At 65.4% G+C, this 22,598-nt stretch carries 20 protein-coding genes and 1 pseudogene; 5 read left to right on the top strand and 16 right to left on the bottom strand.

The features are described 5' to 3' along the window. Nucleotides 1-215: 215 nt before the first annotated feature. The 4 genes and pseudogenes from rpsJ to M0R88_RS09515 form a co-directional block, all read right to left on the bottom strand. On the bottom strand, nucleotides 216-524 hold the full coding sequence (rpsJ, locus tag M0R88_RS09530; RefSeq protein WP_115864703.1) for a 30S ribosomal protein S10: 309 nt from the start codon (nucleotides 522-524) through the stop codon (nucleotides 216-218). Between the two features lie 3 nt (nucleotides 525-527). After that, nucleotides 528-1,795 (bottom strand): annotated as a pseudogene (gene tuf / locus M0R88_RS09525) (translation elongation factor EF-1 subunit alpha). A gap of 201 nt (nucleotides 1,796-1,996) precedes the next feature. Then, complete coding sequence (locus M0R88_RS09520; protein ID WP_248653280.1) at nucleotides 1,997-2,941, bottom strand: homoserine dehydrogenase; 945 nt, start codon at nucleotides 2,939-2,941, stop codon at nucleotides 1,997-1,999. Continuing rightward, nucleotides 2,938-3,480 (bottom strand): amino acid-binding protein, encoded by a 543-nt coding sequence (locus M0R88_RS09515; protein WP_248653279.1) that lies wholly within the window; start codon nucleotides 3,478-3,480, stop codon nucleotides 2,938-2,940. Before M0R88_RS09515 ends, M0R88_RS09520 begins: the two co-directional genes overlap by 4 nt. Before the next feature lie 179 nt (nucleotides 3,481-3,659). Between M0R88_RS09515 and M0R88_RS09510 the strand changes: the two genes are divergently transcribed. Beyond that, complete coding sequence (locus M0R88_RS09510; RefSeq protein WP_248653278.1) at nucleotides 3,660-3,836, top strand: hypothetical protein; 177 nt, start codon at nucleotides 3,660-3,662, stop codon at nucleotides 3,834-3,836. A gap of 122 nt (nucleotides 3,837-3,958) precedes the next feature. Here the strand turns inward: M0R88_RS09510 and M0R88_RS09505 are convergent, their stop codons facing one another. Beyond that, nucleotides 3,959-4,096: a hypothetical protein gene (locus M0R88_RS09505; protein ID WP_248653277.1), complete on the bottom strand. Its 138-nt coding sequence runs from the start codon at nucleotides 4,094-4,096 to the stop codon at nucleotides 3,959-3,961. A gap of 148 nt (nucleotides 4,097-4,244) precedes the next feature. After that, nucleotides 4,245-6,431, bottom strand: a complete 2,187-nt coding sequence (locus M0R88_RS09500) for an elongation factor EF-2 (protein ID WP_248653276.1) — start codon at nucleotides 6,429-6,431, stop codon at nucleotides 4,245-4,247. Between the two features lie 200 nt (nucleotides 6,432-6,631). On the opposite strand from M0R88_RS09500, the gene M0R88_RS09495 reads away from it, so the two are divergent. Beyond that, nucleotides 6,632-7,402: a DUF5781 family protein gene (locus M0R88_RS09495; protein WP_248653275.1), complete on the top strand. Its 771-nt coding sequence runs from the start codon at nucleotides 6,632-6,634 to the stop codon at nucleotides 7,400-7,402. Nucleotides 7,403-7,413: 11 nt separating this feature from the next. Here M0R88_RS09495 and M0R88_RS09490 read toward each other — a convergent pair whose 3' ends face one another. Continuing rightward, nucleotides 7,414-7,638, bottom strand: a complete 225-nt coding sequence (locus M0R88_RS09490; protein WP_248653274.1) for a hypothetical protein — start codon at nucleotides 7,636-7,638, stop codon at nucleotides 7,414-7,416. A gap of 166 nt (nucleotides 7,639-7,804) precedes the next feature. On the opposite strand from M0R88_RS09490, the gene M0R88_RS09485 reads away from it, so the two are divergent. The 3 genes from M0R88_RS09485 to M0R88_RS09475 all read left to right on the top strand — a co-directional run bounded on the left by M0R88_RS09485 (nucleotide 7,805) and on the right by M0R88_RS09475 (nucleotide 10,472). Further along, nucleotides 7,805-8,134: a cupin domain-containing protein gene (locus tag M0R88_RS09485; RefSeq protein WP_248653273.1), complete on the top strand. Its 330-nt coding sequence runs from the start codon at nucleotides 7,805-7,807 to the stop codon at nucleotides 8,132-8,134. A gap of 202 nt (nucleotides 8,135-8,336) precedes the next feature. After that, the gene (locus M0R88_RS09480; protein ID WP_248653272.1) at nucleotides 8,337-9,275 is read left to right on the top strand and encodes an ABC transporter permease; all 939 of its coding nucleotides are present in this window, start codon (nucleotides 8,337-8,339) and stop codon (nucleotides 9,273-9,275) included. A 3-nt stretch (nucleotides 9,276-9,278) separates the two neighbouring features. Then, a complete protein-coding gene (locus M0R88_RS09475) occupies nucleotides 9,279-10,472 on the top strand; it encodes an ABC transporter permease (RefSeq protein ID WP_248653271.1) in 1,194 nt (397 codons plus the stop codon). 92 nt (nucleotides 10,473-10,564) lie between these two features. On the opposite strand, the gene M0R88_RS09470 is transcribed toward M0R88_RS09475, so the two are convergent. The 9 genes from M0R88_RS09470 to M0R88_RS09430 all read right to left on the bottom strand — a co-directional run bounded on the left by M0R88_RS09470 (nucleotide 10,565) and on the right by M0R88_RS09430 (nucleotide 22,596). After that, a complete protein-coding gene (locus tag M0R88_RS09470; protein ID WP_248653270.1) occupies nucleotides 10,565-11,182 on the bottom strand; it encodes a 30S ribosomal protein S7 in 618 nt (205 codons plus the stop codon). A 2-nt stretch (nucleotides 11,183-11,184) separates the two neighbouring features. Further along, nucleotides 11,185-11,613 carry a 30S ribosomal protein S12 gene (locus M0R88_RS09465; RefSeq protein WP_115794757.1) on the bottom strand — a complete coding sequence of 143 codons (429 nt, stop codon included), beginning with the start codon at nucleotides 11,611-11,613 and terminating at the stop codon, nucleotides 11,185-11,187. A 188-nt stretch (nucleotides 11,614-11,801) separates the two neighbouring features. After that, nucleotides 11,802-13,502 carry a pyrroloquinoline quinone-dependent dehydrogenase gene (locus M0R88_RS09460; RefSeq protein WP_248653269.1) on the bottom strand — a complete coding sequence of 567 codons (1,701 nt, stop codon included), beginning with the start codon at nucleotides 13,500-13,502 and terminating at the stop codon, nucleotides 11,802-11,804. A gap of 1 nt (nucleotide 13,503) precedes the next feature. Further along, nucleotides 13,504-14,427 (bottom strand): hypothetical protein, encoded by a 924-nt coding sequence (locus tag M0R88_RS09455; protein WP_248653268.1) that lies wholly within the window; start codon nucleotides 14,425-14,427, stop codon nucleotides 13,504-13,506. A gap of 163 nt (nucleotides 14,428-14,590) precedes the next feature. Next, on the bottom strand, nucleotides 14,591-15,025 hold the full coding sequence (locus M0R88_RS09450; protein ID WP_248653267.1) for a NusA-like transcription termination signal-binding factor: 435 nt from the start codon (nucleotides 15,023-15,025) through the stop codon (nucleotides 14,591-14,593). A 3-nt stretch (nucleotides 15,026-15,028) separates the two neighbouring features. Then, the gene (gene rpoA2 / locus M0R88_RS09445) at nucleotides 15,029-16,216 is read right to left on the bottom strand and encodes a DNA-directed RNA polymerase subunit A'' (RefSeq protein ID WP_248656679.1); all 1,188 of its coding nucleotides are present in this window, start codon (nucleotides 16,214-16,216) and stop codon (nucleotides 15,029-15,031) included. Nucleotides 16,217-16,276: 60 nt separating this feature from the next. Then, nucleotides 16,277-19,201 carry a DNA-directed RNA polymerase subunit A' gene (locus tag M0R88_RS09440; protein WP_248656678.1) on the bottom strand — a complete coding sequence of 975 codons (2,925 nt, stop codon included), beginning with the start codon at nucleotides 19,199-19,201 and terminating at the stop codon, nucleotides 16,277-16,279. 1 nt (nucleotide 19,202) lies between these two features. After that, on the bottom strand, nucleotides 19,203-21,029 hold the full coding sequence (gene rpoB, locus M0R88_RS09435; protein ID WP_248656677.1) for a DNA-directed RNA polymerase subunit B: 1,827 nt from the start codon (nucleotides 21,027-21,029) through the stop codon (nucleotides 19,203-19,205). Between the two features lies 1 nt (nucleotide 21,030). Next, a complete protein-coding gene (locus M0R88_RS09430; protein WP_248656676.1) occupies nucleotides 21,031-22,596 on the bottom strand; it encodes a DNA-directed RNA polymerase subunit B'' in 1,566 nt (521 codons plus the stop codon). Nucleotides 22,597-22,598 lie beyond the last annotated feature (2 nt).

Below are 22,598 nucleotides of genomic sequence, written 5' to 3'. Positions count from 1 at the left end.
GCGTCCGCAAGACCAGTCGCTGGTCGGTACCGCGTCGTTCCGAACTGCTCGTCTCGGCCGTCGCACGCACGTCCGTACGTCCGGCGCGGTCAAAAAGACCGGGGAGCGTCGCGCGTGCGCGGCTATCGAAAGCGAAGAAATGGAGAAGTTTCCGCCGGTCGAGTGGCGGGGTCGAGTGCGAACCCTCGAACTGACAGGACCGGGTGGTCCGGCCCTCAGTCCTCGAGGACGATCTCGATGCTCACGTCGTTCGGAACCTGAATCCGCATGAGCTGTCGGAGCGCGCGTTCGTCGGCGTCGATGTCGATGAGACGCTTGTGAACGCGCATCTCCCAGTGTTCCCACGTCGCGGTCCCCTCACCGTCGGGGGACTTGCGGGTGGGCACTTCCAGCGTCTTGGTCGGAAGCGGGATAGGTCCCGAGAGCGAAACGCCGGTCTTGTTGGCGATTTCGCGGACATCGTCGCAGATGTCGTCAAGGTCTTCGGGACTGGTTCCCGCCAGTCGGACGCGTGCTTGCTGCATGCGTTATGGCTCGTTGACGCTGAGGACCTTGCCAGCCGCGATGGTCTGACCCATGTCGCGGATGGCGAAGCTGCCGAGTTCCGGAATCTCGGACGACGGCTCGATGCTGAGCGGCTTTTGCGGTCGGACCGTAACGACCGCGGCGTCGCCGGACTGGATGAAGTCGGGGTTCTCCTCGGCGACCTCGCCCGACGAGGGGTCCATCTTCTTGTCGATGGATTCGATGGTACACGCGACCTGTGCCGTGTGGGCGTGGAAGACCGGCGTGTAACCGTCCGTGATGACGCTCGGGTGCTGCATCACGACGATCTGGGCCTGGAACGTCTCGGCGACCGACGGCGGGTCGTCGGCGGGGCCACAGACGTCGCCACGGCGGATGTCGTCCTTACCGATGCCGCGGACGTTGAATCCGACGTTGTCACCGGGCTCGGCCTTGGGCACCTCTCGTGGTGCATCTCGATGGTCTTGACTTCGCCGCCCACGTCGCTGGGCTGGAAGCTGACGTTGTCGCCGGTGTTCAGGGTACCCGTCTCGATACGTCCGACGGGGACGGTACCGATGCCGGAGATGGTGTAGACGTCCTGAATCGGGAGGCGCAGGTCGGCCTCCGTCGGCGGCTCGGGCTCTTCGAGACCGTTGAGGGCCTCGAGGAGGATTTCGCCGTCGTACCAGTCCGTGTTCTCCGACTCTTCGGCGATGTTGTCGCCCTCGAAGGCGGAGATCGGGATGAAGCTCGCGTCCTCGGTGCCGAACTGGACCTGGTTCAGCAGGTCCTCGACCTCGGAGACGACCTCCTTGTACTTGGACTCCTCGTAGTCGACGATGTCCATCTTGTTGACGCCGATGATGAGTTCGTTGATACCGAGGGTGCGGGCCAGGAAGACGTGCTCCTGGGTCTGCGGCGCGACACCGTCGTCGGCGGCGACGACGAGGACCGCGTTGTCGGCCTGGGACGCGCCCGTGATCATGTTCTTCACGAAGTCGCGGTGGCCCGGACAGTCGACGATAGTGAAGTAGTAATCGTCGGTGTCGAACTCCTGGTGGGCGATGTCGATGGTGACACCGCGCTCGCGCTCTTCGGCGAGGTTGTCCATGACGTAGGCGAACTCGAAGCCGCCCTTGCCCTTCTCCTCGGCCTCTTCTTTGTGCTGTTCGATGACGTGCTCGGGTACGCTCCCCGTCTCGTAGAGGAGTCGCCCGACCAGCGTACTCTTCCCGTGGTCAACGTGGCCGATGATGGCCAAGTTCTGGTGCGGTTTGTCTTCGCTCATTTGTATCTCACGCGCAGACGCGCTCTGTCGGTATCTTTTGGCAGAAGCAGTTAAAACCATTTCGATACGCTATGCTCCCGACCCCGGCGCCGTCCCGCGTTTATTGCTAGACTGTCTCACGATTCCGGCCGAGCGACCGACGCTCGAACGGAGCCACGACGAGTCGCCGAGCCGGACCAGTCAACCGTCGTAGGTCTCCGGTCAGTCGCCGAGTCGGTTCACGTCCGCGAGGACCGCGGTCGCGGTTTCGGGGCCGCCCGCACCGCGACCGCTCAGGTTGAGTCGCCCCGCGTGGTCGGTCTCCAGTTGGACGATGTTTCGCGTGCCCGAGACCGCCAGCGTCCCGTTTTCGGGGACGAGTCGCGGGCCGACCCGGACGCCTTCGGGCGTCGCCTCGCCGATGAGTCGGACGGTCCGGCCGTCCTCGCCCGCGAGTTCGAGCGCGTTGCCCGGCAGTTCGGCGATGCCCTCGACCTCGGCGTCGTCGAGGGAGTACTCGCGGTCGCCGAGGACGTTCGCCAGAATGACGCACTTGAGCGCCGCGTCGGTGCCGTTCACGTCGAAGGAGGGGTCGGCCTCCGCGACGCCGAGGTCTTGGGCCTCCGCGAGGACGTGTTCGTAGCCCAACCCCTCGGCGGCCATCCGCGAGAGGACGAAGTTCGCGGTCCCGTTGAGGACGCCCCGCGCGGCCGAGATGGTGTCCGGGCCGTAGCTCTCGACGGTCGAGAGGACCGGAATCGCGCCGCCGACGGTCGCCTCGAACCGGACGCGGCCCTCGCTGTCCCGCTCCAGTTCCCGGAGGTCGGCGTATCGCTCGGCGACCGGTCCCTTGTTCGCCAGCACGACGTGGTGGTCGGCTTCGAGCGCCGCGCGCACGTGTCCGAATCCGGGTTCGGCGTCGCCGAGCGTCGTCGGCGTCGCTTCGACCAGCGCGTCGTACTCGGTATCGAGCGCGTCTTCGGGCGCGGCCGACCCGACGCGACCCGCCTCGTCCTTCTCGGCGAGCGCGGCCGCCACGTCGATTCCCTCCGAGTCCACCGCGGCGCTGGTCGAGTCGGCCAGCGCCGTCACCTCGTGGCCGTACTCGCCCGCGAGGTCCGCGACCGAGCGACCGACCGCGCCGGCACCCAGTACGGCTAGCTTCACGCCGACCCCTCCAGTTCCGTCAGGGGTTCGACCACGCGCAACTCCTTCCTGTCGGCGACCTCCCGGACCGCACCGACGACCTCGCCGGTCGCGCCGGTCTCGGCCGCGAGTCGGAGTCGGGCGCTGGCCACCTCGCTGGTGCCGCCGGGTGCCGACAGCGACACGTCCGAGACGGAGGCGTCCGCCTTCGACTCGATGGACGAGAGCGTGTCCGAGAGGTCGCTCTCGATGACGTCGCCGACGAGCAGAACCGTCACCTGCTCACCGTAGCGCTCCGCACCTGCCTGAATTACGTTCACGCCCGCCTCCCGGAGTCCGGAGACGATGGCGTCGAAGCGGTCGGGTGGACACTCTAGATCGACCTCGACGGGGATGTGGCCCCGAGGGGTGAGCGACCCGCGCTCGTGGAACACCGAGAGCAGGTTGCCGCCGTTGGCCGCGATGGGTTCGAGCGCGCCCAACAGTTCGCCGGGTTCGTCTACGAGTTCGAGTCGGACCGTGTAGGCCCGCGGGTCGGTGGCGCTCGTGTCGTCACTCATCGTTACTCGTTGACTCACTCGCGGGCGAGCATAAGGCTTCAGTCGTTCCCAAATAGTGCGGCCACGCTTCGGCGACCGAACGCCGGAGCAAATAGTGACGGGCGCGACGCGAGCGACCGAGGAGACGGTCGGCCCCCGTCGAAAAGACATGCTAACATCTGACTAGTCACTTTATAACAATGCTCATTCGAAGCGTCGTGGGTGACGAACCGATGACCACCACGCTCCCGACCGACGACGAGCGGACCGACCCCGACCGGCACGTCTGCGCGTTCTGTAGCTCGACGTTCGACGCGAGCGAGCGCACCACCTGTCCGGTCTGCGACGCCGAGGTCGTCCTCCGCGGCCAGCGGTAGCCGGTGCGGACGACCTCCAGAGCGGACCGACACGGGAAAAACGCGACGAGAGGGACGGGGAGAGCGGAGGGAGAAGAGACCAAAACGAACGAGGCGTCGCTATCGGCGGGGCGAACGCGGGACTACTCCTTCGACGGAGCTTTCGAGACTTCCGGTGGACGGTCGGCACTCGCAGACACGAGCGCCCAGACGCCCGCGACGAGACCGACCCACAGGAGCGCGACGGCGACGACCCACAGGAGGGTGACGAGCGAGAGCATGACGTTGACGGATGGAGGTGTGATAACGAGTGACTTTATTATACGCCACCTAAACCGAATTCAGGCACTGCCAGAAGCGTCTCGAAGTCGGCGTGAGCCGTCGAAAATCGAAGAAGATTGCAGAACGGAGAGCGCGGCGAGAGGGAGATTAGAAGTAGTCGATGGCCTCGGGCAGTTCGAGCTTCATGCCCTTGCGCTCGCGGATCTCCATGATGGTCTCGGTCTGGAGATTGTCGGCCATGACCTCGAAGCCGGCGTTCTCGGTGTTCCACGACGCGCGGCCCTCGGTGGCGCTCCGGATGTCCGACGAGAAGCCGATCATCTCGTCGACCGGCGCGATACCTTCGACGACCATGAGGTCGCCCTCTTGGTACATGTCGTCCACGCGGCCGCGGCGACCCTGAATCTCGCCGGAGGCCGCACCCATGTACTCGTTGGGCACGTCGATACGCACGTCCTGCATCGGCTCCATCAGCGCGACCTTACCCTGCACGAGGGCGTTGTGGACCGCGTTGCGGACCGCGGGGATGACCTGCGCGGGACCGCGGTGGATGGTGTCCTCGTGGAGCTTGGCGTCTTCGAGTCGGAGGAGCGTCCCCTGAACGGGTTCGCCGGCGAGCGGACCGTCGTCGAGTGCCTCTTCGAGACCCTCGATGACGAGTTCCATCGTCTCGTTCAGGTGCTGGATACCCTTCGTGTCGTCGATGAGGATGTTGGTCCCGTGGATGTGCTCGACGTTCTGCGAGAGGTCCTTCTCCATGCCCGCCTCCTGGAGGGCCTCACGGCGCTCCTGCTCGGGCATGTCCATCGAGACGTCGCCGAGCTTGATCTTCTCGGTGATGTCCTCGGAGAGCGGTCGGGCTTCGAGGTAGAACCGGTTGTGGCGGTTCGGCGAAATGCCCTCGATGACCTGCGTCGGCTCCCGGATGGCTTCGCGGAAGACGACGATGGGTTCGCCGGTGTTGACCGGGATGCCCTGATTGCGCTCGATGCGCTGGGTGATGACTTCGAGGTGAAGCTCACCCTGTCCGGAGATTAGGTGTTCGCCGGTGTCCTCGTTGATCTCGATCTGAATCGTCGGGTCCTCCTTGGAGACCTGACGGAGCGTCTCGATGAGCTTCGGCAGGTCGTCCATGTTCTTCGCCTCGACGGACTTCGTGATGACCGGCTCCGAGATGTGCTCGATGGACTCGAACGGCGTCATCTCGACGCTGGAGACGGTGGACCCCGCGATGGCGTCCTTCAGTCCGGTGACCGCGGCGATGTTCCCGGCGGGGACGCGCTCGACTTCCTCGCGCTCGCCGCCCATGTAGATGCCGACGCTCTGGACGCGGTTCTTCCCGGCGGTGCCGGAGACGTACAGCTCTTGGCCCTTCTCCAGCGTGCCGGAGAAGACGCGCCCCGCGGCGATTTCGCCGGCGTGGGGGTCGATACCGATGTCGGTCACCATCAGGACGACTTCGCCGTCCTCGTCGACCAGACGCATGCCCTCGGCGAGGTCGGACTCGTCGTCGCCGCGCCAGATGCGCGGGATACGACGGGGCTGAGCGGCGATGGGGTTCGGGAAGTGCTCACAGACCATGTCGAGCACGACGTCCGAGAGCGGCGTCCGCTCGTGAAGCTCCTGGCGCTTGTCGGCGCGTTCGAGCTCCATGATGTCGCCGAAGTCCATGCCGGTGCGCTGCATCGAGGGCATCGAGACGCCCCACTTGTAGAGGGCCGACCCGAAGCCGACGGTGCCCTCCTCGACGGAGACCGTCCAGTCTTCGACGTCGTCCATCTCCTCGGTCATGCCGCGAATCAGCTCGTTCACGTCGTCGATGACGTTGAGCAGGCGGCGCTGCATCTCCTCGGGACCTTCCTGAAGCTCGGAGATGAGGCGGTCGACCTTGTTGATGAAGAGAGTCGGCTTGACGCCCTCGCGGAGCGCCTGTCGCAGGACGGTCTCGGTCTGGGGCATCGCGCCCTCGACGGCGTCCACGACCACGAGCGCGCCGTCGACGGCGCGCATCGCTCGGGTCACGTCGCCACCGAAGTCCACGTGGCCCGGCGTGTCGATGAGGTTGATGAGGTGGTTGGTGTCCTCGTACTCGTGAGTCATGGACACGTTCGCGGCGTCGATGGTGATACCGCGTTCCTGCTCGTCTTCCTCGGTGTCCATCATCAACTGCGTCGCCTCGCCTTGGTCGGCGATCATGCCCGCGCCAGCGAGAAGGTTGTCGGTCAGCGTCGTCTTACCGTGGTCGACGTGTGCGGCGATAGCGATGTTCCGGATGTTCTCCGGCTCGTCCATCAGTCGCTCGCACTGTTCGACGATCTTCTTTCGTCTTCCCATTATGGGTCTTCTACCCGAAGGAAGTTGAAAAGCGTAGTGTTTCGCCGCGAGCGAGCGTGTGAGCCATTGGCGTGGCTGGATAGGCTGAATTAAACCAGTCGTTGACGGTGCCTGAAAACTACTCCGTCGGTAACAAGCACCGGCAACTCGGCCCAACCAACGCAAGAGTCATACCGGTCGAAGCCTTGTCACTGATACGCATGGAGGTTCACGTCCACGGTCCCGGTCCGGCCGCGCCCTTCCTTCGCGCCCGAGACATCTTCGAGACCGAACACGACCTCGACTCGCCAGTCCACGTCCACGTCCGGGAGAACCCCGACGAGCGGACGTGGACTGCCCACCCCGACGACCACGTGCTGAACATCTCCCGGCAGGCCGCCACGAGCGCGATGGCTCCGGAACTCGCGCTCCACGAGTTCGCCCACATGGCCCGCCACGAGCAGGCCCACCCCTCTCACACGCAATCGACCGAGGAGGTCCTGTTTCTCGCGCTCTCCGGGAAGTCGGTCGAGCGCAGGCGGGTCGCTCACTGCTACCAGATAGCTAACCACATGAAGGACATCTACGCCGACGACATCACCTTGCGGGTCGGCCCGACCGACAAACTGGTCTCGTTTCTGGAGTCCGAACTCGCCGCGGCGGTCGCCGACCGTCCCGGACGCTCGCGGGACGGCCAGACCGGCGGACGGGACGGACTCCGCATCACCAGCACGGCCGACCCCGAAATCACGGCGGTCAACGCCGCGTTCGCCCTCGCGCTGGTCGAGCGCCACGACCTCGTGGACTCGGACCACCGACTCTACGACCTCGCGCACGCGGCCGCGAACGACGCACCCGAAGTCAGTCTCTCGGCGTTCAAACACCGGTTCAAGTCGCTCGGTCCGGACCCGGACGAGAGCGAGTACCGCCGCTCGCTGGTCGAGGCGACCCGCGAGTACGCGGTCGGCGGCGGGGAGAAAGCCGCCGACTGAGCGACGATTCGCTACGCCAACTCGGCCAGCGCGAGCAGGACGCTCGGCGCGACCAACAGGACGACCCCGACGACCAGCAGGGCCGCCGGAAGGACGAGTAACTCCATCCCTCCGACCAGCCAGAGACCGAGGCCGCCCAGCAGGGCGAACAGTCCGACCAGTCGGAGCAGCCACGTCACGACGCCTTCGAGTCCGGAGTCCGCGACGAGGTCCACGACTTCGAGTACTTCGTCCATGCATCGGGCCTGCGAACGCCAACCACTTCAAGGACGTGGTGAAAACGGTCGTCTCGAGCGTGGAAACGGCCGGGCACTCCGTGAAGGGACGCCAATTTCTCGGAGGCTCCCGGAAAACCCCGCTTCATCACCAACACTAAACACGTCTCGCGTCGTACCACCGTCGATGTCCTACAACAAGGTCGATTCCCGCGACGTGGAGCCGATAGGCGACGGACTGCGCTTCCTCCGGGACCCGCTGGGCTGCGAGAAGCTGGGCGTGACGATACTCGACGCCGACCCCGGTTGGACCGGCAAGGAACACGACCACGGCGAGGACGGCCAAGAGGAGGTCTACGTCCTGCTCGACGGGTCGGCCACCGTCACCGTCGAGGGCGAGGACGTGCAACTGGAGTCCGGGGAAGCCCTCCGGATTCCCGCCGAGGCGACCCGCCAGATTCACAACGGCGACACCGAGAGCAAGTTCGTGCTGGTCGGCGCGTCGGGCGAGGAGTAGGCTCGTCGAGAGCGAGCGACGCGTTGCTTCTGAGTTGGGAGAAGGCTAGAGCGGGATACCTGATTCTCGGCCGACGCTCGCCGGCCCGGACCGCGACTGGGAAATTTTATGTCGGTTGCGTGTAGATTTCGCGATATCGTGCGAGTGAGTAACGAATGGCGGTCGGGAGAGAGTCCCACCCCGACCGGCCCTCCCGCTGGTGATGCTCGTGAATAGGCGGCGGTACATCCTCTACCGACTGACGTGGACGGTCGTCGGCGCGTGGGGCGCGCTCACGACCATCTTTCTGGCGTTCGCGCTCACGCCCGACCCGAACCAGTACTGCCTCGGGAGCGGGTGCCGGGAGTTGTACCGCGAGGCGCGCAACTACGACGTGCCGATTCACGAGCGGTACTTCTCGTGGATGGAGAGTCTGCTGAGGCTCGACCTCGGCACGACCGTCAGGGGGGAACCCATCACCGGCGTCCTCGGTGACGCGAGTCTGGTGACGGGCCTCTATCTCGTCCCGGCGGTCGTCTTCGCGGTCGTGGTCGGCGTCGGCGTCGGGACCTACGTGGCGATGAACCCCGAGAGCCGACTGTTGCGGGCGGTCCGGGGCGCGTCGTATCTCGGCTTCGCGGTGCCGACGTTCGTCGCGGCGGAGGCGCTCTTCCTCGTCGCCGAACACTGGCTGCAGTGGTACAACTTCAGCTACGAGCCGAAGATGGCGCTGTTCACGGGGCGGAATCTCGCGGCGCTGGTGTTGCCCGGACTGGTCCTCACGGTCAACCTGCTGGCGGTCCAGTTGCGCTACGCGCAGTCCGAGTCCGTCGAGATTCTACAGGAGGACTTCGTGCGGACGCTCCGGGCGACCGGGGCCGACACGACCGACTTCGCCCGCCACGTCCTGAAGAACGCGGCGTCGTCGCTGCTGTCGCTGTTCTTCTCGGAACTCGTCGGCGTCATGTTCGTCGTGGTCGTGGTCGTGGAGGTCATCTTCGGCGTCCCCGGCGTCGGCTCGCTCCTGTTCGAGGCGATTCAGAACCGCGACGCCGCGCTCATCCTCTCGACCACCATCTTCCCCATCCTGCTCGTGATGTTCGGCAACCTCCTGCAGGACGTTGCCTACGTCTACATCGACCCGCGCGTGGAGGTGGAGTGACCGATGAGCCGACCGACCGTGACCGAAGCGGAACTCGCCGACGCCGACGGCGGACGGTCACGTCTCGCCCGACGCGACTGGGCGTTTCTGGCGGTTCTCGCGGTCCTCGTCGTCGCCTTCCTCGCGGACTGGCGCGGCGTCTACCAGACCGACCGATTCGTCTTCGACGCGGACCTGACGGGGCTCGACTGGCTCTCGCTGTACGCCGCCGACGTGTTGGGCTTTTACTTCTGTCTCCCGCTGGCGGCCGACCGCGAGCGGACAGTCGGTTACCTCCGGAGCGTCCGCGAGAACCGACTGGCGACCGCGAGCCTCGGCGTCCTCGTCGCGTTCGCGGTGGTCGGACTCGTCGGTCCCCTGTTCTTCCGTCCCGACCAAGCCGTCTTCGGCCAGACCGGGGGGTACGGCGTGCCCATCGGCCAGCCGCCGGTCGGGTTCGACGTGTTCCGGAGCGGCTACTGCCGCGGACCGAAGATAGACGGCTACTGTCACGGGACGTGGGCGCATCCGTTCGGGACGACGCCCGGCGGCAAGGACGTGTTCGGGATGGTCGTCGCCGGGGCGCGGGTCGCACTCCAGATTTCGGCGGTCTGCGTCGCGTTGGTCGTTCCGCTGGCGACCGCGGTCGGTACCGTTGCCGCGACCTACGGCGGGCGAATCGACGAGGTGCTGATGCGGTACGTGGACCTCCAGCAGTCGATTCCCGCGTTCTTCGTCATCATCCTCGCCCAGCAGGCGCTCGGGTTCATCAACGAGAGTTTCGGCGGGAGCCTGCTCCTCATCGTCCTCGTGTTCGGACTGATGAACTGGGGCGGCGTCGCTCGCATCGTCCGCTCGGAGGCGCTCCAGTTGCAGGAGCAGGTGTACGTGCAGGCCGCCCGGAGCGCGGGCGCGAGTACCTTCGACGTGGTCCGGTCCCACGTCGTGCCGAACACGCTCAACGCGGTGTTCACCGCGCTGACGGTGCAAATCGGCTGGTTGCTGCTGCTCGAAGCCTCGCTGTCGTTCATCGGCATCGGGTCGGCCACCCATCCCTCGTGGGGGTACGTGCTAACGACCAGCGTGCGAAACGGCTTCTTCCCGACGTTCTACTGGTGGGGTGCGCTGTTCCCGACGCTCGCGCTCGGCGTCGTCGTGGTCGCGTTCCAGACGCTCGGCGACGCGCTCCGGGACGTGACCGACCCGCGGGCGGAGTAGCGCCGACTATTCTTCCCGCTCGTCCCGTCGCTTCGAGACGTGGCTGTCGAGCGCCGAGACTGTCGAGAAGCGAAAACGGAGAGAAAACCGAGTTAGCGGGCCGCGGCCGCGACGCGCTCTTTCTCCTCTTTCTGGTTGATAGCGTAGGTCTGGACGTCGTAGTTGGCCGCGCCGACCAACTGGTCGGCCAGCGCCTCGGAAGCGTCGGTCGAGGTCTTGAACGACGAACTGTAGACGCCCTCGGCGATGTACTTCAGGGCCTGATCGACGCGACGCTGGGGTGCCACGTCCACGGCCTTCGGGACCGAGATGCCACCGTACTTCAGACGGACGGTCTCCTCGCGCGGGGCGGCGTTCTCGACGGCGGTGACCAGAACCTGCACCGGGTTCTCCTCGGTGCGGTCGTGGATCTTCTGGAACGCCTCGCGGGTGATCTGCATCGTCTTCTGCTTCTTGCCGGTGTTCTCCTCGGTCTGCATCAGCCGGTTGATGAGTCGCTCGACGATGGACACCTCGCTCTTCTGGAACTGCTTGGAGGCGTGGCGGCCCATCGTGTGCGCGACCGGCGTGACCGTGATGTACCGCTCGGTCGAGGGGTCGTCGTACTCGATGCTGGTGACGTCCCACTCGCCGAACAGCTGTGCGACGGCGGTTCCCTCTTCGTCCGTGCCCGCGGGTTTGTCGGGTTCGGGTTGGTCTTCTGCTGCCATGATTAGCGCACCGGTTTCTCGGCGTTTCCGCGAACCAGTTCCTCGAGGCTCACGCCGTTGACCTTCTCTACCTTGTAGTTGACGCCCGAGAGGTCGCCCATCGCGCGACCCTTCGCACCGCCGATGCCCGCGATGGTGACCTCGTCGTGTTCGTCGATGAACGAGATGGCACCGTCGCCGGGACAGAAGGCGGTGACCTGCTTGCCGTTCTTGATGAGCTGGACCCGGACGCACTTCCGGATGGCGGAGTTGGGCTGTTTGGCTTCGATGCCCACTTTTTCGAGAACGATACCTCGGCCCTGCGGCGCGCCTTCGAGGGGGTCGGACTTCTCCCCGAGGCCGCGCTCGCGTCGAGCGTAATCGGAGTCGGACCACCGGTGGTTCTGGCGGTCCTTTCTCAGCTTGCGAGCTGCGTACTTGCCGTTCGCCATATGGCGTGTGCTATCCGTCCGAGGTACTTAAGCCTCCCTCTTTAGAGCGGACGAAACCGTCGCACATCGCTGTAACGGGGGCGATTACGGAATCTGAGAGCGTCTCATCGAAACGATTTGCGCGCCGCTTAGGTTCGGTTCTGTCAGCAGAGTCGTTCGCGGCGCAGAGAAAGGAGGTTTGAGTGGACCTACTGTTCCAGCGAGAACACGCCTATCTCGTTCCCGTCCTTGACCGACCGAAGGCCGCCGCCGCCAGCCTGCACCGCGACGTACTGCTTGCCGACGGCGGGGTCGTACCAGGACATCGGCGAGGCGTTGATCGAGGCGTCGAACTGGTACTGCCAGAGGCGCTCGCCGGTCTCGGAGTCGTAGGCGATGAACTCGCCAGCACCGTTACCCACGAAGGTGAGACCGGTCGCCGTGCTCATCGACCCGCCGAGGGCGAACTGCTCCCACTCGTCCTGCCAGACGACTTCGCCGGTCTCGGGGTTCACCGCCGAGAAGATGGCGAGGTTCTGACTCCACTGCTCGGGCGGCGGACCGGGGTCCTCCATCGCCGGATAGACGGTGAAGTTCCCGCCGAGGTACGTCGAGGGGTACTCCCACTCGTCGACGGGGTCCCACTGGAACTTGCTCGGGTAGTTCATCGCCTTGACGTGGACGTTGCCGGTCGCCCTGCTGTAGGACACCGGGTTCCACTCCGACCCGCCGTCGGCCGACGGCATAATCCACGGCGTGTCCTCCAAGTTGTCCTGCGGCAGGTGCCACATGTTGAGGTGTTCGCAGAACTCCCGACTCCGCTCGTAGAGCTTCCCGTTCTGGGCGTCGAGGAGGTAGTTCCATCCGGTCTTGCCTGGGTGACTGACCACCTTTCGCTGCTCGCCGTCGACTTCGGTCTCGAACACCACCGGTGGTGCGGAGGCGTCCCAGTCCCACCAGCCGTGTTGGGACTCCTGGAAGTACCAATTCACGTCGCCGTTGGTCACGTCGAGCGCGACGACAGCGTTGGAGTAGACGTTCGGTCCGGGTCGGACGATGCCGTTCACGTCCGGGCCGGGGTTACCGACGTTGGCGTAAAGAGTGTCGGTGTCCGGGTCGACCGTGACGGTCATCCAGTTGGTCGCCGCCCCGTTCTTCCACGCGTCGCCGATCCACTGCTCCGGCGGGAGCATCGAGGTCCGCCACTCGCGCTCGCCGGTCTCGGCGTCGATCGACTCGATGAAGCCCTGCACGCCGTACTCGCCGCCAGCGCTCCCGTTGAGGATGCTCCCCTCGTAGACGACCGGTGCCCACGTCGCCGAGTAGCCCTGTCCGGTAGGTGCGGAGTTGTACACCCACTTCTGCTCGCCGGTGTAGCGATTGATGGCTACGACGTCGGCAGTCAGCGTGGTCATGTAGAGGGTGCCGCCCAGTACGGCCGCACCTCGATTGTTCGACCCGCAACAGAGGAGCGGCGCTTTCTCCTGCTCCTTGGGCGCGAACTGGTACTCCCAGATGATTTCGCCCGACCGGGCGTTGACGGCCCGAACTACGTCGGGGGCGTTCGTCTGGTACATTATCGGCGGATCCGAGGGGACGACGATGGGCGTCCCTTCGAGTTTCCCCCGTTGCTCCTTCGGGACCTCGATGAGGTACTCCAGCGAGAGGTCGCTGACGTTCTCCGGCGAGATGACCTCCGCGGTCGTGAACCGCTGTTGGCGGTAGCCGCCGCCGTACATCAGCCACGTCTCGGGGTCGTCGCCGGAGTTGCGCAACATCTCCTGCGTGACGTTGAGTTTCGGAATCTGCTGGAGGTCGAACTGCGTGGTCGTCGGGCCGTCGGCGAGGTACTCGATTCTCTTGCCCTCGTCGCTGTCGATTACTCGTGCGTGTGGCGTGTCGGTCGACATGTTAGATGCCCTCCATCGGCGCTCGGTCGGCGTCGGTGATCCGGAACAGGTCGGCCTCTATCCGCTCCTGTCCGCGGATCGCCACCGCGGAGCCGCCCGCGAGCGCGGCGGCGAGCTGGCTGTCGGACAGTTCCTCGGGGCCGGCGACGTCGCGAGCGGCCGAGACGAACATGTGAACTCCGCCCAGCATCTGCTTCACGTCCCAGATGCCGTCGTCGAGCATCGACTCGGTCAGCAGCACCTCGCGCTGCCAGAGTTGCTGGTCGAGTTCGTCTATCCAGAGCAGCGCCCCGCCGAGCGCCCGCTGGTGGAGCGGCGCGACGTTCGCCGGGTCGAAGTCCTCCGGGTCGGCTGGCAGCGCCGCGGTCGAGACCCAGTGGGAGAGCCGGTCGTTGTTGTTCACCGCGTCGACGACCACCGCCGTCCGCTCGCGCTCGGTGAGGCCCGCGTCGGCGAGCGCCGCAGTCAGCGGTTCGGCCCGAATCAGTTCCGCGGCAGTCGCCCGAACGTGGTCGGGCGTGAATTCCGGCAGGTGGCGCTCGGCCGCCGCGAAGAAGCCCACCTCCGCGAGGTGGTCGTAGGCCTCCCACGCGGGTTCGGCGACCTCCTGATACGCGGTCCCCGGTTCGTCGGGGAACCCCGCGGCGCGGAGTTCGGGCAGTTGCGCGATTCCCGCCTCGATACCCGAGAGCGCGCCCGCGAGTCGGCCGCCGTCGAGACCGCCCGCGAGGTCGGCCCGAATCGCCTCGCCGTAGGTCGCCAACTGCTCGGCCGACTCCCCGCCGACCGCGCCGCGTAGGTCGGACAGCGAGAGTTCCGAGGCCGCGCCGACGCTCCCCGTCACGCCGAGGACCTTCAGGAAGTTTCGCCGGTCGCGCTCGTCTACGTCCGGTACGTCGTCCGCGAATATGCCATTGTCACCCATGATGACGTACGGAGTCACCACGGGGAGTCGGGAAGAACTTCGCCTCGGGAACGGGGTCGCTGTGGCTAAAATTTCGGGAGAGAGCTTTCAACGAGAGGACGCGACTGCGCCGGCGGTCGTGCCGACCACCGGCGCGATAGCGAGTGCGAAAAGGGCTACGAGTCTACGTCAACTGGATGTCGTCGATGTCGTAGTGGCGCTTGGCCAACGTCTCGGCCGCGGCGATGTTCCGGCCGTCCTCGCCGATGGCGACGCCGGTGTCCTCCGAGTCCACCTCGGCGTAGGCGACCGTCTCGTCGTCCTCGCTGACGGTGACGTTGTACACCGCCGCGGGAGCCAAGGCGTTGGCGACGAACGCCTCGGGGGTGTCGGCGTCCTCGACCAACACGACTTCGCGGTCGAGTTGGGACTCGACCGACCGGACCGTCTCACCGCCCGACCCGATGGCCTTGCCCATGTCGCCGGGCTTGACGAGGAAGACGACGCGCTCCTCGCCGTCGTCCTCCTCGAAGATCACGCAGTCGCGGGCGGTCGCACCCGTTTCGTCCTCGAAGAGGGCGATGAACTGCCGGGCCGTGTCCGAGAGCGTGACGACCATGGCTCAGTCCGAGGCTTCGGGTTCGCTACGCGAGGTGGACCCCATCCGGAGGTCCACGTCGCCCGTCCCGAGTTTGATGGGCTTGCCGACGATGACGTTCTCGGTGACGCCGTTGAGGTCGTCCACTTCGCCGTGGATGGCGGCGTCGAGCAGGTGGTTGACCGTGACCTCGAACGCTGCACGCGCGAGGACCGACTCCTTGCTCCCGGAGATGCCGTGGCGACCGATGGACTCGATTTCGCCGCGGTTGGTCATGATGTCCGCGACCAGCATCAGGTGACGGACGTTCACGTCGCCGAGGCCCTGCTCTTCGAGGGTGTCCATCGTCTCCTCGATGATGGCCTCGCGGGCCGCCTCGATGCCGAGGTTCTTGCGAATCTCGTGGATGTTGTTCGAGGTAGTCCGGCTCGCGTCCACGCCCTCGATTTCGATCACGTCGCCGAACGCCGACCCCTCGGTGTAGAGGACGAACTCCTCGCCCTCGTCGAGTTGCTCTTTCCGGATGACGACGCGCGTGATGTCCTCGATGCCCTTGAAGACGATTTCGCGCAACTGCTCGACCAACTGGAGGAGTTCGCGGTAACTGGGCTGTTCCGGACCGAATTCGATGACGGTCCCCTGCTGGTTGGTCTGGACGCCGAGTTCGTCCTCGATGATTCCCGAAATCTCGTCGGGCGTGATCATCCGTTCTTCGAGCGTGTCCTCGTTGAGGTCGATGGAGACGATCATGTCGGCGACGTTGGTCGAGATGTCGCCGAGCGCCAGAATCCGAGTCGCCTCTATCTGCCAGACGACCTCGTGGGCCTTCTCGCGGTCGGTCGCGTACTCGTCGTCGAGGTGGACCGTCATCATCGGCGTGTCGGGGGTCTTCCGGGCGTCCACCAGCTCGATGAGCCGGGGGAGACCCTGCGTCACGTCGATCTCCGCGACGCCCGCGTAGTGGAACGTGTTCATCGTCATCTGGGTTCCCGGCTCCCCGATACTCTGGGCCGAGACCGTCCCCACCGGGTCAAGCGGATCGACGCGCGTGTCGAGATAGCGGTTCTCGACGGCGCGGGCTATCTGGTCGGCCTGCTCGGCGGTCGCGTCGCGGTCCTCGACGGTGCTGTACACCTCGTCTTTCAGCCGTCGCGGGAGGTCGGTGTCCTCGACGACGGCCTCTACGTCCTCGGATACGTCGTATTCTGTCATGTGTGGCGTGGGGCGAATTCGTTGGTGGTGGGTCGTGTCGGTTCGACAGCGGTGGCGGCGTCAGTCGTCGCTCTGGGCCTGCCGGGCATCGACGTGTTCCGAGAGGTTCGTCGGCGGTTTCTTGTCGCCGAGGAACTCCCGTTTGCGGTCGTCGCTGCCGAACTCCTCTTCGAGGATGCGGTCGGCGATCTGGTCCACGTCGATTTCGCCATCGGCGTTCGAGGAGACCTTCACCGGACTGGTGCCGTCCTCGCCGAACTCGAACTGAACGATGGTGTCGGAGGTGTCCCGAACCGTACCGTCGTACTGGGTTTCGAGTTCCGACAGCGCGTTGATGAGACGCCGCTGGAGGTAGCCGGACTTGGAGGTACGGACTGCGGTGTCCACCAGCCCCTCGCGGCCGCCCATCGCGTGGAAGAAGAACTCGCGGGGGTCGAGACCGCCCGTGTAGGAGTGTTCCACGAAGCCGTGGGCCTCCGCGGAGAGGTCGTCGGGCTTGTAGTGGCTCAGCGTGCGGTCCTCGTACCCGCGGTTGATTCGCTCGCCGCGAACTGCCTGCTGACCAACACAGCCGGCCATCTGGGTCAGGTTGAGCATCGACCCACGCGCACCGGAGTCGGCCATGACCACGGCGGGGTTGTCGTCGGCGAAGTGCTCCTCGGCGATGTCACCCGCAGAGTCGCGGGCCTTGCCGAGCGTCTGCATGATCTTCATCTCCAGCGTCTCGTCCACGGTCCGGCCGGGCAGGGATTCGAGGTCCCCGTTCTGGTACGTCTCGATGAGTTCCTCGACCCGGTCGTAGGCGTTGTCGATGGCCTCGTCGATGCGGTTCTGTGCCTCCTCGGGGACCGACTCGTCGTCGATACCGATGGAGAAACCGAAGTGCATGATGGAGCGCATCGCCAGCGCCGCGACTTCGTTGATGAAGACCCGCGAACGGGTGTTGCCGTAGACCTTCGTGATCGTGTCAACGATTTTGCCACCGAACTCGCCCACCTCGTCCTCGGCGATAGTGCCCTCGATTAACTGGCCGTCCTCGATGACCACGTCGTCGCCGACGGTGCCGGTGAATTCGAGGTTGAGGTCGGTCGGCAGGAGTTCCGAGAAGATGTCTCGGCCGGTCCAGTAAGGCGTCCCGTCGTCGTCGGTGCCCGACGGCTCGGGGAGTTCGTCGATTCGAGTCGCCCGCAGGAGATCCAACGCTTGGGTCTCGTTGAAGTGGGGGTTCTCGTTGGTGAGCAGGTACATCCCGGAGATGTGGTCCTGAATCGCCCCGATGATGTTCTCGCCGAAGCGCGGCGATAGAATCTGTTCCTGCACGCGCATGAGGACGCGGGCCTCCGCGCGGGCCTCCTCGTTCTGCAACGCGTGCATGTTCATCTCGTCGCCGTCGAAGTCGGCGTTGTACGGCGGACAGACGACGGTGTTGAGCCGGAACGTCTTGTAGGGCATCACGACCACTTCGTGGGCCATGATGGACATTCGGTGGAGCGACGGCTGGCGGTTGAAGATGACGATGTCGCCGTCCACCATGTGGCGGTTGACCTCCCACCCGGCTTCGACCTTCGTCGCCAGTTCCTCGCAGTTCTTCTCGGTCACTTTGAGGCGGCGGCCGTCGGGTCGCTTGACGTAGTTCGCGCCGGGGTGGCCCTCCGGACCGTTGGCGACGTAGCGCCGGGCCTCGTCCCTGTTGCGTTCGGTGACGTTCATCGTCTGGGTCATCTCGCGGGCGACGCGTTCGGGGACGCCGACCTCGTTCAGCGAGAGCGTCGGGTCCGGCGAGATGACGGTACGAGCCGAGAAGTTCACGCGCTTGCCGGACAGCGACCCGCGGAAGCGACCTTCCTTGCCCTTCAAGCGCTGGCTGAGGGTCTTGAGCGGTCGGCCCGAGCGGTGACGGGCGGGCGGCGTGCCCGAAATCTCGTTGTCCATGAAGGTGGTGACGTGGTACTGGAGCAGTTCCCAGAGGTCCTCGATGATGAGTTGGGGCGCGCCCGCCTCGCGGTTCTCCATGAACCGCTGGTTGATGCGGATGATGTCCACCAGCTTGTGGGTCAGGTCGTCCTCGGAGCGCTGGCCGTTGTCCAGCGTGATGGAGGGTCGGGCCGTCACCGGCGGCACCGGCAGGACCGTCAGAATCATCCACTCCGGCCGGGAGCGCTCGGAGTTGATGCCGAGTACCTCCACGTCCTGATCCGGGATGTCCTCGAACCAGTCGCGGATGTCGCTGGGCATCAGCTTGTTCATGTCCTCCTCGGTCAGATCGAGGTCCAGCGCCTTCTCGATGGCCTTCCGGTCGTCCTCGCGGGGCCGGAACTCCCCGGACATGATGTCGTTGATGCGGTCGAGGTCGATGCCGGTCTGCTCGGCGAGTTCCTGGGGAGCCACCGGTTCGCGCTCCTCCTCGTCGTCCTCGCTCTTGCCCTGCATCGCGGCGGCGATCTGCTCGGAGTACTCCGAGGTGAGCACCTGCTGGACCTCGTAGTAGGTCGTGGGCTTCTCGTGGTTGATGTCGTACTGGACTTCGCCGCAGTAGGGACACCGGTCCTTCTTGCGGGCTTCCCGGATGGCGGCTTTCGTGACGTCCGTCAGGTCGTTGCCCAACTCGCGGGTCCGGGTGAGTTTGCTCTCGTACTTCTCCTTCTCCTCGTCGGTGAGCAGGAGCCGCGAGCAGTTCCGACAGGTCCCGCGCAGGAGCCGCCGGATGAGCTTCGTGAACCCGACGTGGATGACGGGCGCGGCGAGTTCGATGTGGCCGAAGTGGCCGTTACACGACCCCGAGTGCTTGCCGCAGGTCTTGCACTCCAGACCGGGGTCGATGACGCCCAGTCGCGGGTCCATCAGCCCCATGTCGATGGGGAAGCCGTCGTCGTCGTAGGTGTCGGCGGTGATGATCTTCGTCGCCGACATCTCGCGGTACTCCTCGGGGTCCATCAGCCCGAAGCTGATCTCGCCGATCTCCTTGGGTGTTTGTCCTGTTGACATGTTAGACTGCGTCCTCCAGTTCCAGTCGCGGGGCGATGCCGAGCGCCTTCATCTCGTCCAGCAGCAACTTGAACGCGTAGGACATCTCTATCTCGTGGATGTCGGTCTCCTCGTCGCAGTTCGGACAGTAGACGCGGTTCTGCTCGACGTTCTCGACCGCGCTCATGCCACAGTTGGCACAGACGTAGATCCACTCGCGGTCCGACTCGTCCAGCAGTCGTTCCTTCAGGGTGAGAGCGGCACCGTGCCCGATGAGCACGTCCCGCTCCATCTCCCCGACGCGGAGACCACCCTCGCGGGCGCGACCCTCGGTGGGTTGGCGCGTCAGCACCTGCACCGGGCCGCGCGAGCGGGCGTGGAGCTTGTTCGACACCATGTGGTAGAGCTTCTGGTAGAAAATGGTGCCAATGAATATCTCCGCCTCGATCTTCTCCCCGGTGATGCCGGAGTACATGATCTCCTTGCCGGAGGACTTGAAGCCCTGCTCTTCGAGACCGCCGCGGAGTTCCTCCTCGTCCTCGCCCGTGAACGGCGTGCCGTCCACGCGCCGCCCTTCGAGGGCACCGACCTTCCCGCCGATCATCTCCAGCACGTGGCCGACCGTCATCCGGGACGGCAGGGCGTGGGGGTTGATGATGAGGTCGGGAACGACGCCCTGCTCGGTGAAGGGCATGTCCTCTTGGGGCGCGATGTGGCCGACGACACCCTTCTGGCCGTGCCGGGACGCGAACTTGTCGCCGAGTTCCGGAATCCGCTCGTCGCGCACCGAGACCTTCGAGAGCTTCGAGCCGTCCTCGCCCTCCATCAGGGTCACGGTGTCCACGACGCCGGACTCGCCCGAGCGCATGGTGACGGAGGTCTCCCGGCGCTTCTGGGGGGAGAGACCGCCCATGTCGTCGGGTTCTTCGAGGAACCGGGGCGGACTGGTCTTGCCGAGCAGGACGCTGTTCTCGTCCACGCGCGTCTCGGGGTTGACCAGACCGTCGTCGTCCAGGTGGGTGTAGGCGTCTTCACCGCGTGCGCCGCGCACGTCGTCGCTCGGAATCTCGAAGCGGTCCTCCTGTCCGCCGGGGTACCGCCGTTCCTCGCCCTCGTACGTCCGGAAGAAGTGCGAGCGGGCCAGCGCCCGATCCACGGAGCCGCCGTTGAGGACGAGCGCGTCCTCGATGTTGAAGCCCTCGTAGGACATGACGGCGACCGTGAAGTTCTGGGCCGCCGGGCGGTCGTCGTACCCGATCTGCTCGGTGGTCTGGGTCTTGACCATCGAGAGCTGCGGGTAGTGAAGCAGGTGCTGGCGCGTGTCGGGCCGGATGCGGTAGTTGGCCGCGGGGAGCCCGAGCGACTGCTTGATCATCCCCGACCCCATCGTAATCCGGGGCGAGGCGTTGTGTTCGGGATAGGGGACCATGCCCGCACCGATACCGAAGATGAGCTGCGGGTCCACTTCGAGGTGGGTGTGGTCCTCGTTGAGGTCGTCTTCGTCCACTGCGACGTAGATGTCTTCCTCCTCTTCGGCGTCGATGAACTCGACCTTGCCCCGTTCCACGAGGTCGTCGAAGTCCAAGTCGCCGTTCTCGACCGCGGCGATCTCCTCCTCGGTGACGAGGGGTTCGCCGTCCTCGATGACCAGCAGGGGTCGCCGGGCGCGTCCGGCGTCGGCGTTGATGATGACCTCGCGGGTCCGCTCCTTGACCGAGACGTTGACCATCTCGCTCACGTCGCCGCGGCGACGCGCGTGTCGGACCTGTTCTGCGAGCTGTTCGGGGTCGGGGTGCGTTCCGACCAGACTACCGTTCACGTATACTTTCGCTTCTCGTCCCTGACTCATGTTAGTCGTCTGCGCTTGCAGTTGGTTCGACGCCTTCGATTCCGGGGATGCCTTCGACACCCATCGACGCCAGTTCTCGTTTCAGTCCCTGTTCGTTCTCGATGTTCTGGGAGAGCTCCATCGCCTGCGCGAAGTTCTTCACCAGTCCACAGTTCGGTCCCTCCGGCGTCTCGGAGGGACAGATGCGGCCCCACTGGGTCGCGTGCAGGTCACGCGCCTCGAAGTGGGGCTGGCTCCGCGACAGCGGCGAGCGAAGTCGCCGGAGGTGCGAGAGGACCCCCATGAAGTCGGTGCGGTCCACCAGTTGGGAGACGCCCGAGCGGCCGCCCACCCAGTTGCCCGTCGCAATCGGGTGTTCGAGGCGCTCGGTCAGCACGTCCGACCGAACCACGGTGTTGACCGACAGTTGGCGGTTGCGCATGTTGGCCCGCTCCAACTGGTATTTCACGTCCCGCGCCAGCTTGTTCAGCGCCGTTCGGAACAGGTCTTTCATCAGGTCGCCCGAGACCTTCAGGCGCTTGTTGGCGTAGTGGTCCTTGTCGTCGGGTTCGCGCCGGTCGAGCGCGAGCTCGAAGCAGGCCTCGGCCATCCGACAGAGGTAGTACGCCTTGTTGATGCGCACGTCTTCCTCCTCGACGCCCTCCTCGTGGAGGTGCGGCAGGAGGTAGCGGTCGATGACGTAGTTGGCGCGCTTGAGCTGGTAGTTCTTGCCCTGCCCGGAGGCGACGCGCTTCCCGAGTGACTCGATTGCCTCCTCCTCGGTCTGGACCTCCGCCTCTTCGAGGTTCTCCAGCATGAACTTCACCACCTCGGGGTCGTCGGAGACCCGGTGGACGATCTCCTCGTCGGATTCGAGGCCGAGCGCTCGGACCAGCGTCACGAAGTTGACGCTCCCCGAGACCGAGGGGAACGACACTTCCAGCAGGCCGTCGCGGGTCCGCTCGACCAGTACGAGTGCGCGGTAGCCCCGTCGCTGGCTGAACGTTTTGGCGACCTGAATCTCGTCGCCGTACTTGGTGTCGTACTCCGCGAGAATCTTGTTCGGCGCGAGGTCCTCGCTGGTCATCAGGACGCGCTCGCTGCCGTTGACGATGAAGTAGCCGCCGGGGTCGGCGGGGTCCTCACCGATTTCGATGAGTTCGTCGTCCGAGAAGCCCGCGATGTTACACTTCTCGGAGCCGACCATGATGGGCATCCGGCCCACCTTGGTCTCGGTGGCGTCTACGACGCGCTCGTCCTCGCCCTCGCCTTTGACGATGGACATCTCCATGAAGACGGGCGCGGCGTAGGTGATGTTCCGGAGGCGGGCCTCTTGGGGGTACAGCAACTCCTCGCTCCCGTCCGCCTCACGCACGCGCGGAGTGACGATGCGAACGTCACCCAGTTCGACGTGGACCGGTTCCTCGTCTTCCTTGTCGCCGATGTCGGTGTCGATGGTGCCTTTCTCATCGACGACCTGTTGCATCCCGCGATTCAGGAAGCTGTTGAACGAGCGGTAGTGGTGTTCTGCGAGCCGTTCCTTCGAGAAGTACTCTCGGGAAATCTCGCGTCGGTCTTCTCTGTTCATTA

It is taken from the genome of Halorussus gelatinilyticus (genome assembly GCF_023238445.1).
Lineage (GTDB): Archaea > Halobacteriota > Halobacteria > Halobacteriales > Haladaptataceae > Halorussus > Halorussus gelatinilyticus.
Note: the sequence above shows the minus strand (reverse complement) of the source record. Positions and strands in the feature narration are given on the sequence as shown.

Excerpts from the sequence above, each read along its gene's own strand:
- M0R88_RS09490 (WP_248653274.1), bottom strand. The coding sequence starts at position 7,638 with ATGGACGAAGTACTCGAAGTCGTGGACCTCGTCGCGGACTCCGGACTC.
- M0R88_RS09450 (WP_248653267.1), bottom strand. The coding sequence starts at position 15,025 with ATGGTCGTCACGCTCTCGGACACGGCCCGGCAGTTCATCGCCCTCTTC.
- rpoA2 (WP_248656679.1), bottom strand. The coding sequence starts at position 16,216 with ATGACAGAATACGACGTATCCGAGGACGTAGAGGCCGTCGTCGAGGAC.
- M0R88_RS09495 (WP_248653275.1), top strand. The coding sequence starts at position 6,632 with ATGGAGGTTCACGTCCACGGTCCCGGTCCGGCCGCGCCCTTCCTTCGC.
- rpsJ (WP_115864703.1), bottom strand. The coding sequence starts at position 524 with ATGCAGCAAGCACGCGTCCGACTGGCGGGAACCAGTCCCGAAGACCTT.
- M0R88_RS09485 (WP_248653273.1), top strand. The coding sequence starts at position 7,805 with ATGTCCTACAACAAGGTCGATTCCCGCGACGTGGAGCCGATAGGCGAC.
- M0R88_RS09460 (WP_248653269.1), bottom strand. The coding sequence starts at position 13,502 with ATGTCGACCGACACGCCACACGCACGAGTAATCGACAGCGACGAGGGC.
- M0R88_RS09505 (WP_248653277.1), bottom strand. The coding sequence starts at position 4,096 with ATGCTCTCGCTCGTCACCCTCCTGTGGGTCGTCGCCGTCGCGCTCCTG.
- rpoB (WP_248656677.1), bottom strand. The coding sequence starts at position 21,029 with ATGAGTCAGGGACGAGAAGCGAAAGTATACGTGAACGGTAGTCTGGTC.
- M0R88_RS09510 (WP_248653278.1), top strand. The coding sequence starts at position 3,660 with ATGCTCATTCGAAGCGTCGTGGGTGACGAACCGATGACCACCACGCTC.
- M0R88_RS09430 (WP_248656676.1), bottom strand. The coding sequence starts at position 22,596 with ATGAACAGAGAAGACCGACGCGAGATTTCCCGAGAGTACTTCTCGAAG.
- M0R88_RS09465 (WP_115794757.1), bottom strand. The coding sequence starts at position 11,613 with ATGGCGAACGGCAAGTACGCAGCTCGCAAGCTGAGAAAGGACCGCCAG.
- M0R88_RS09470 (WP_248653270.1), bottom strand. The coding sequence starts at position 11,182 with ATGGCAGCAGAAGACCAACCCGAACCCGACAAACCCGCGGGCACGGAC.
- M0R88_RS09475 (WP_248653271.1), top strand. The coding sequence starts at position 9,279 with ATGAGCCGACCGACCGTGACCGAAGCGGAACTCGCCGACGCCGACGGC.
- M0R88_RS09480 (WP_248653272.1), top strand. The coding sequence starts at position 8,337 with ATGCTCGTGAATAGGCGGCGGTACATCCTCTACCGACTGACGTGGACG.
- M0R88_RS09440 (WP_248656678.1), bottom strand. The coding sequence starts at position 19,201 with ATGTCAACAGGACAAACACCCAAGGAGATCGGCGAGATCAGCTTCGGG.
- M0R88_RS09515 (WP_248653279.1), bottom strand. The coding sequence starts at position 3,480 with ATGAGTGACGACACGAGCGCCACCGACCCGCGGGCCTACACGGTCCGA.
- M0R88_RS09455 (WP_248653268.1), bottom strand. The coding sequence starts at position 14,427 with ATGGGTGACAATGGCATATTCGCGGACGACGTACCGGACGTAGACGAG.
- M0R88_RS09500 (WP_248653276.1), bottom strand. The coding sequence starts at position 6,431 with ATGGGAAGACGAAAGAAGATCGTCGAACAGTGCGAGCGACTGATGGAC.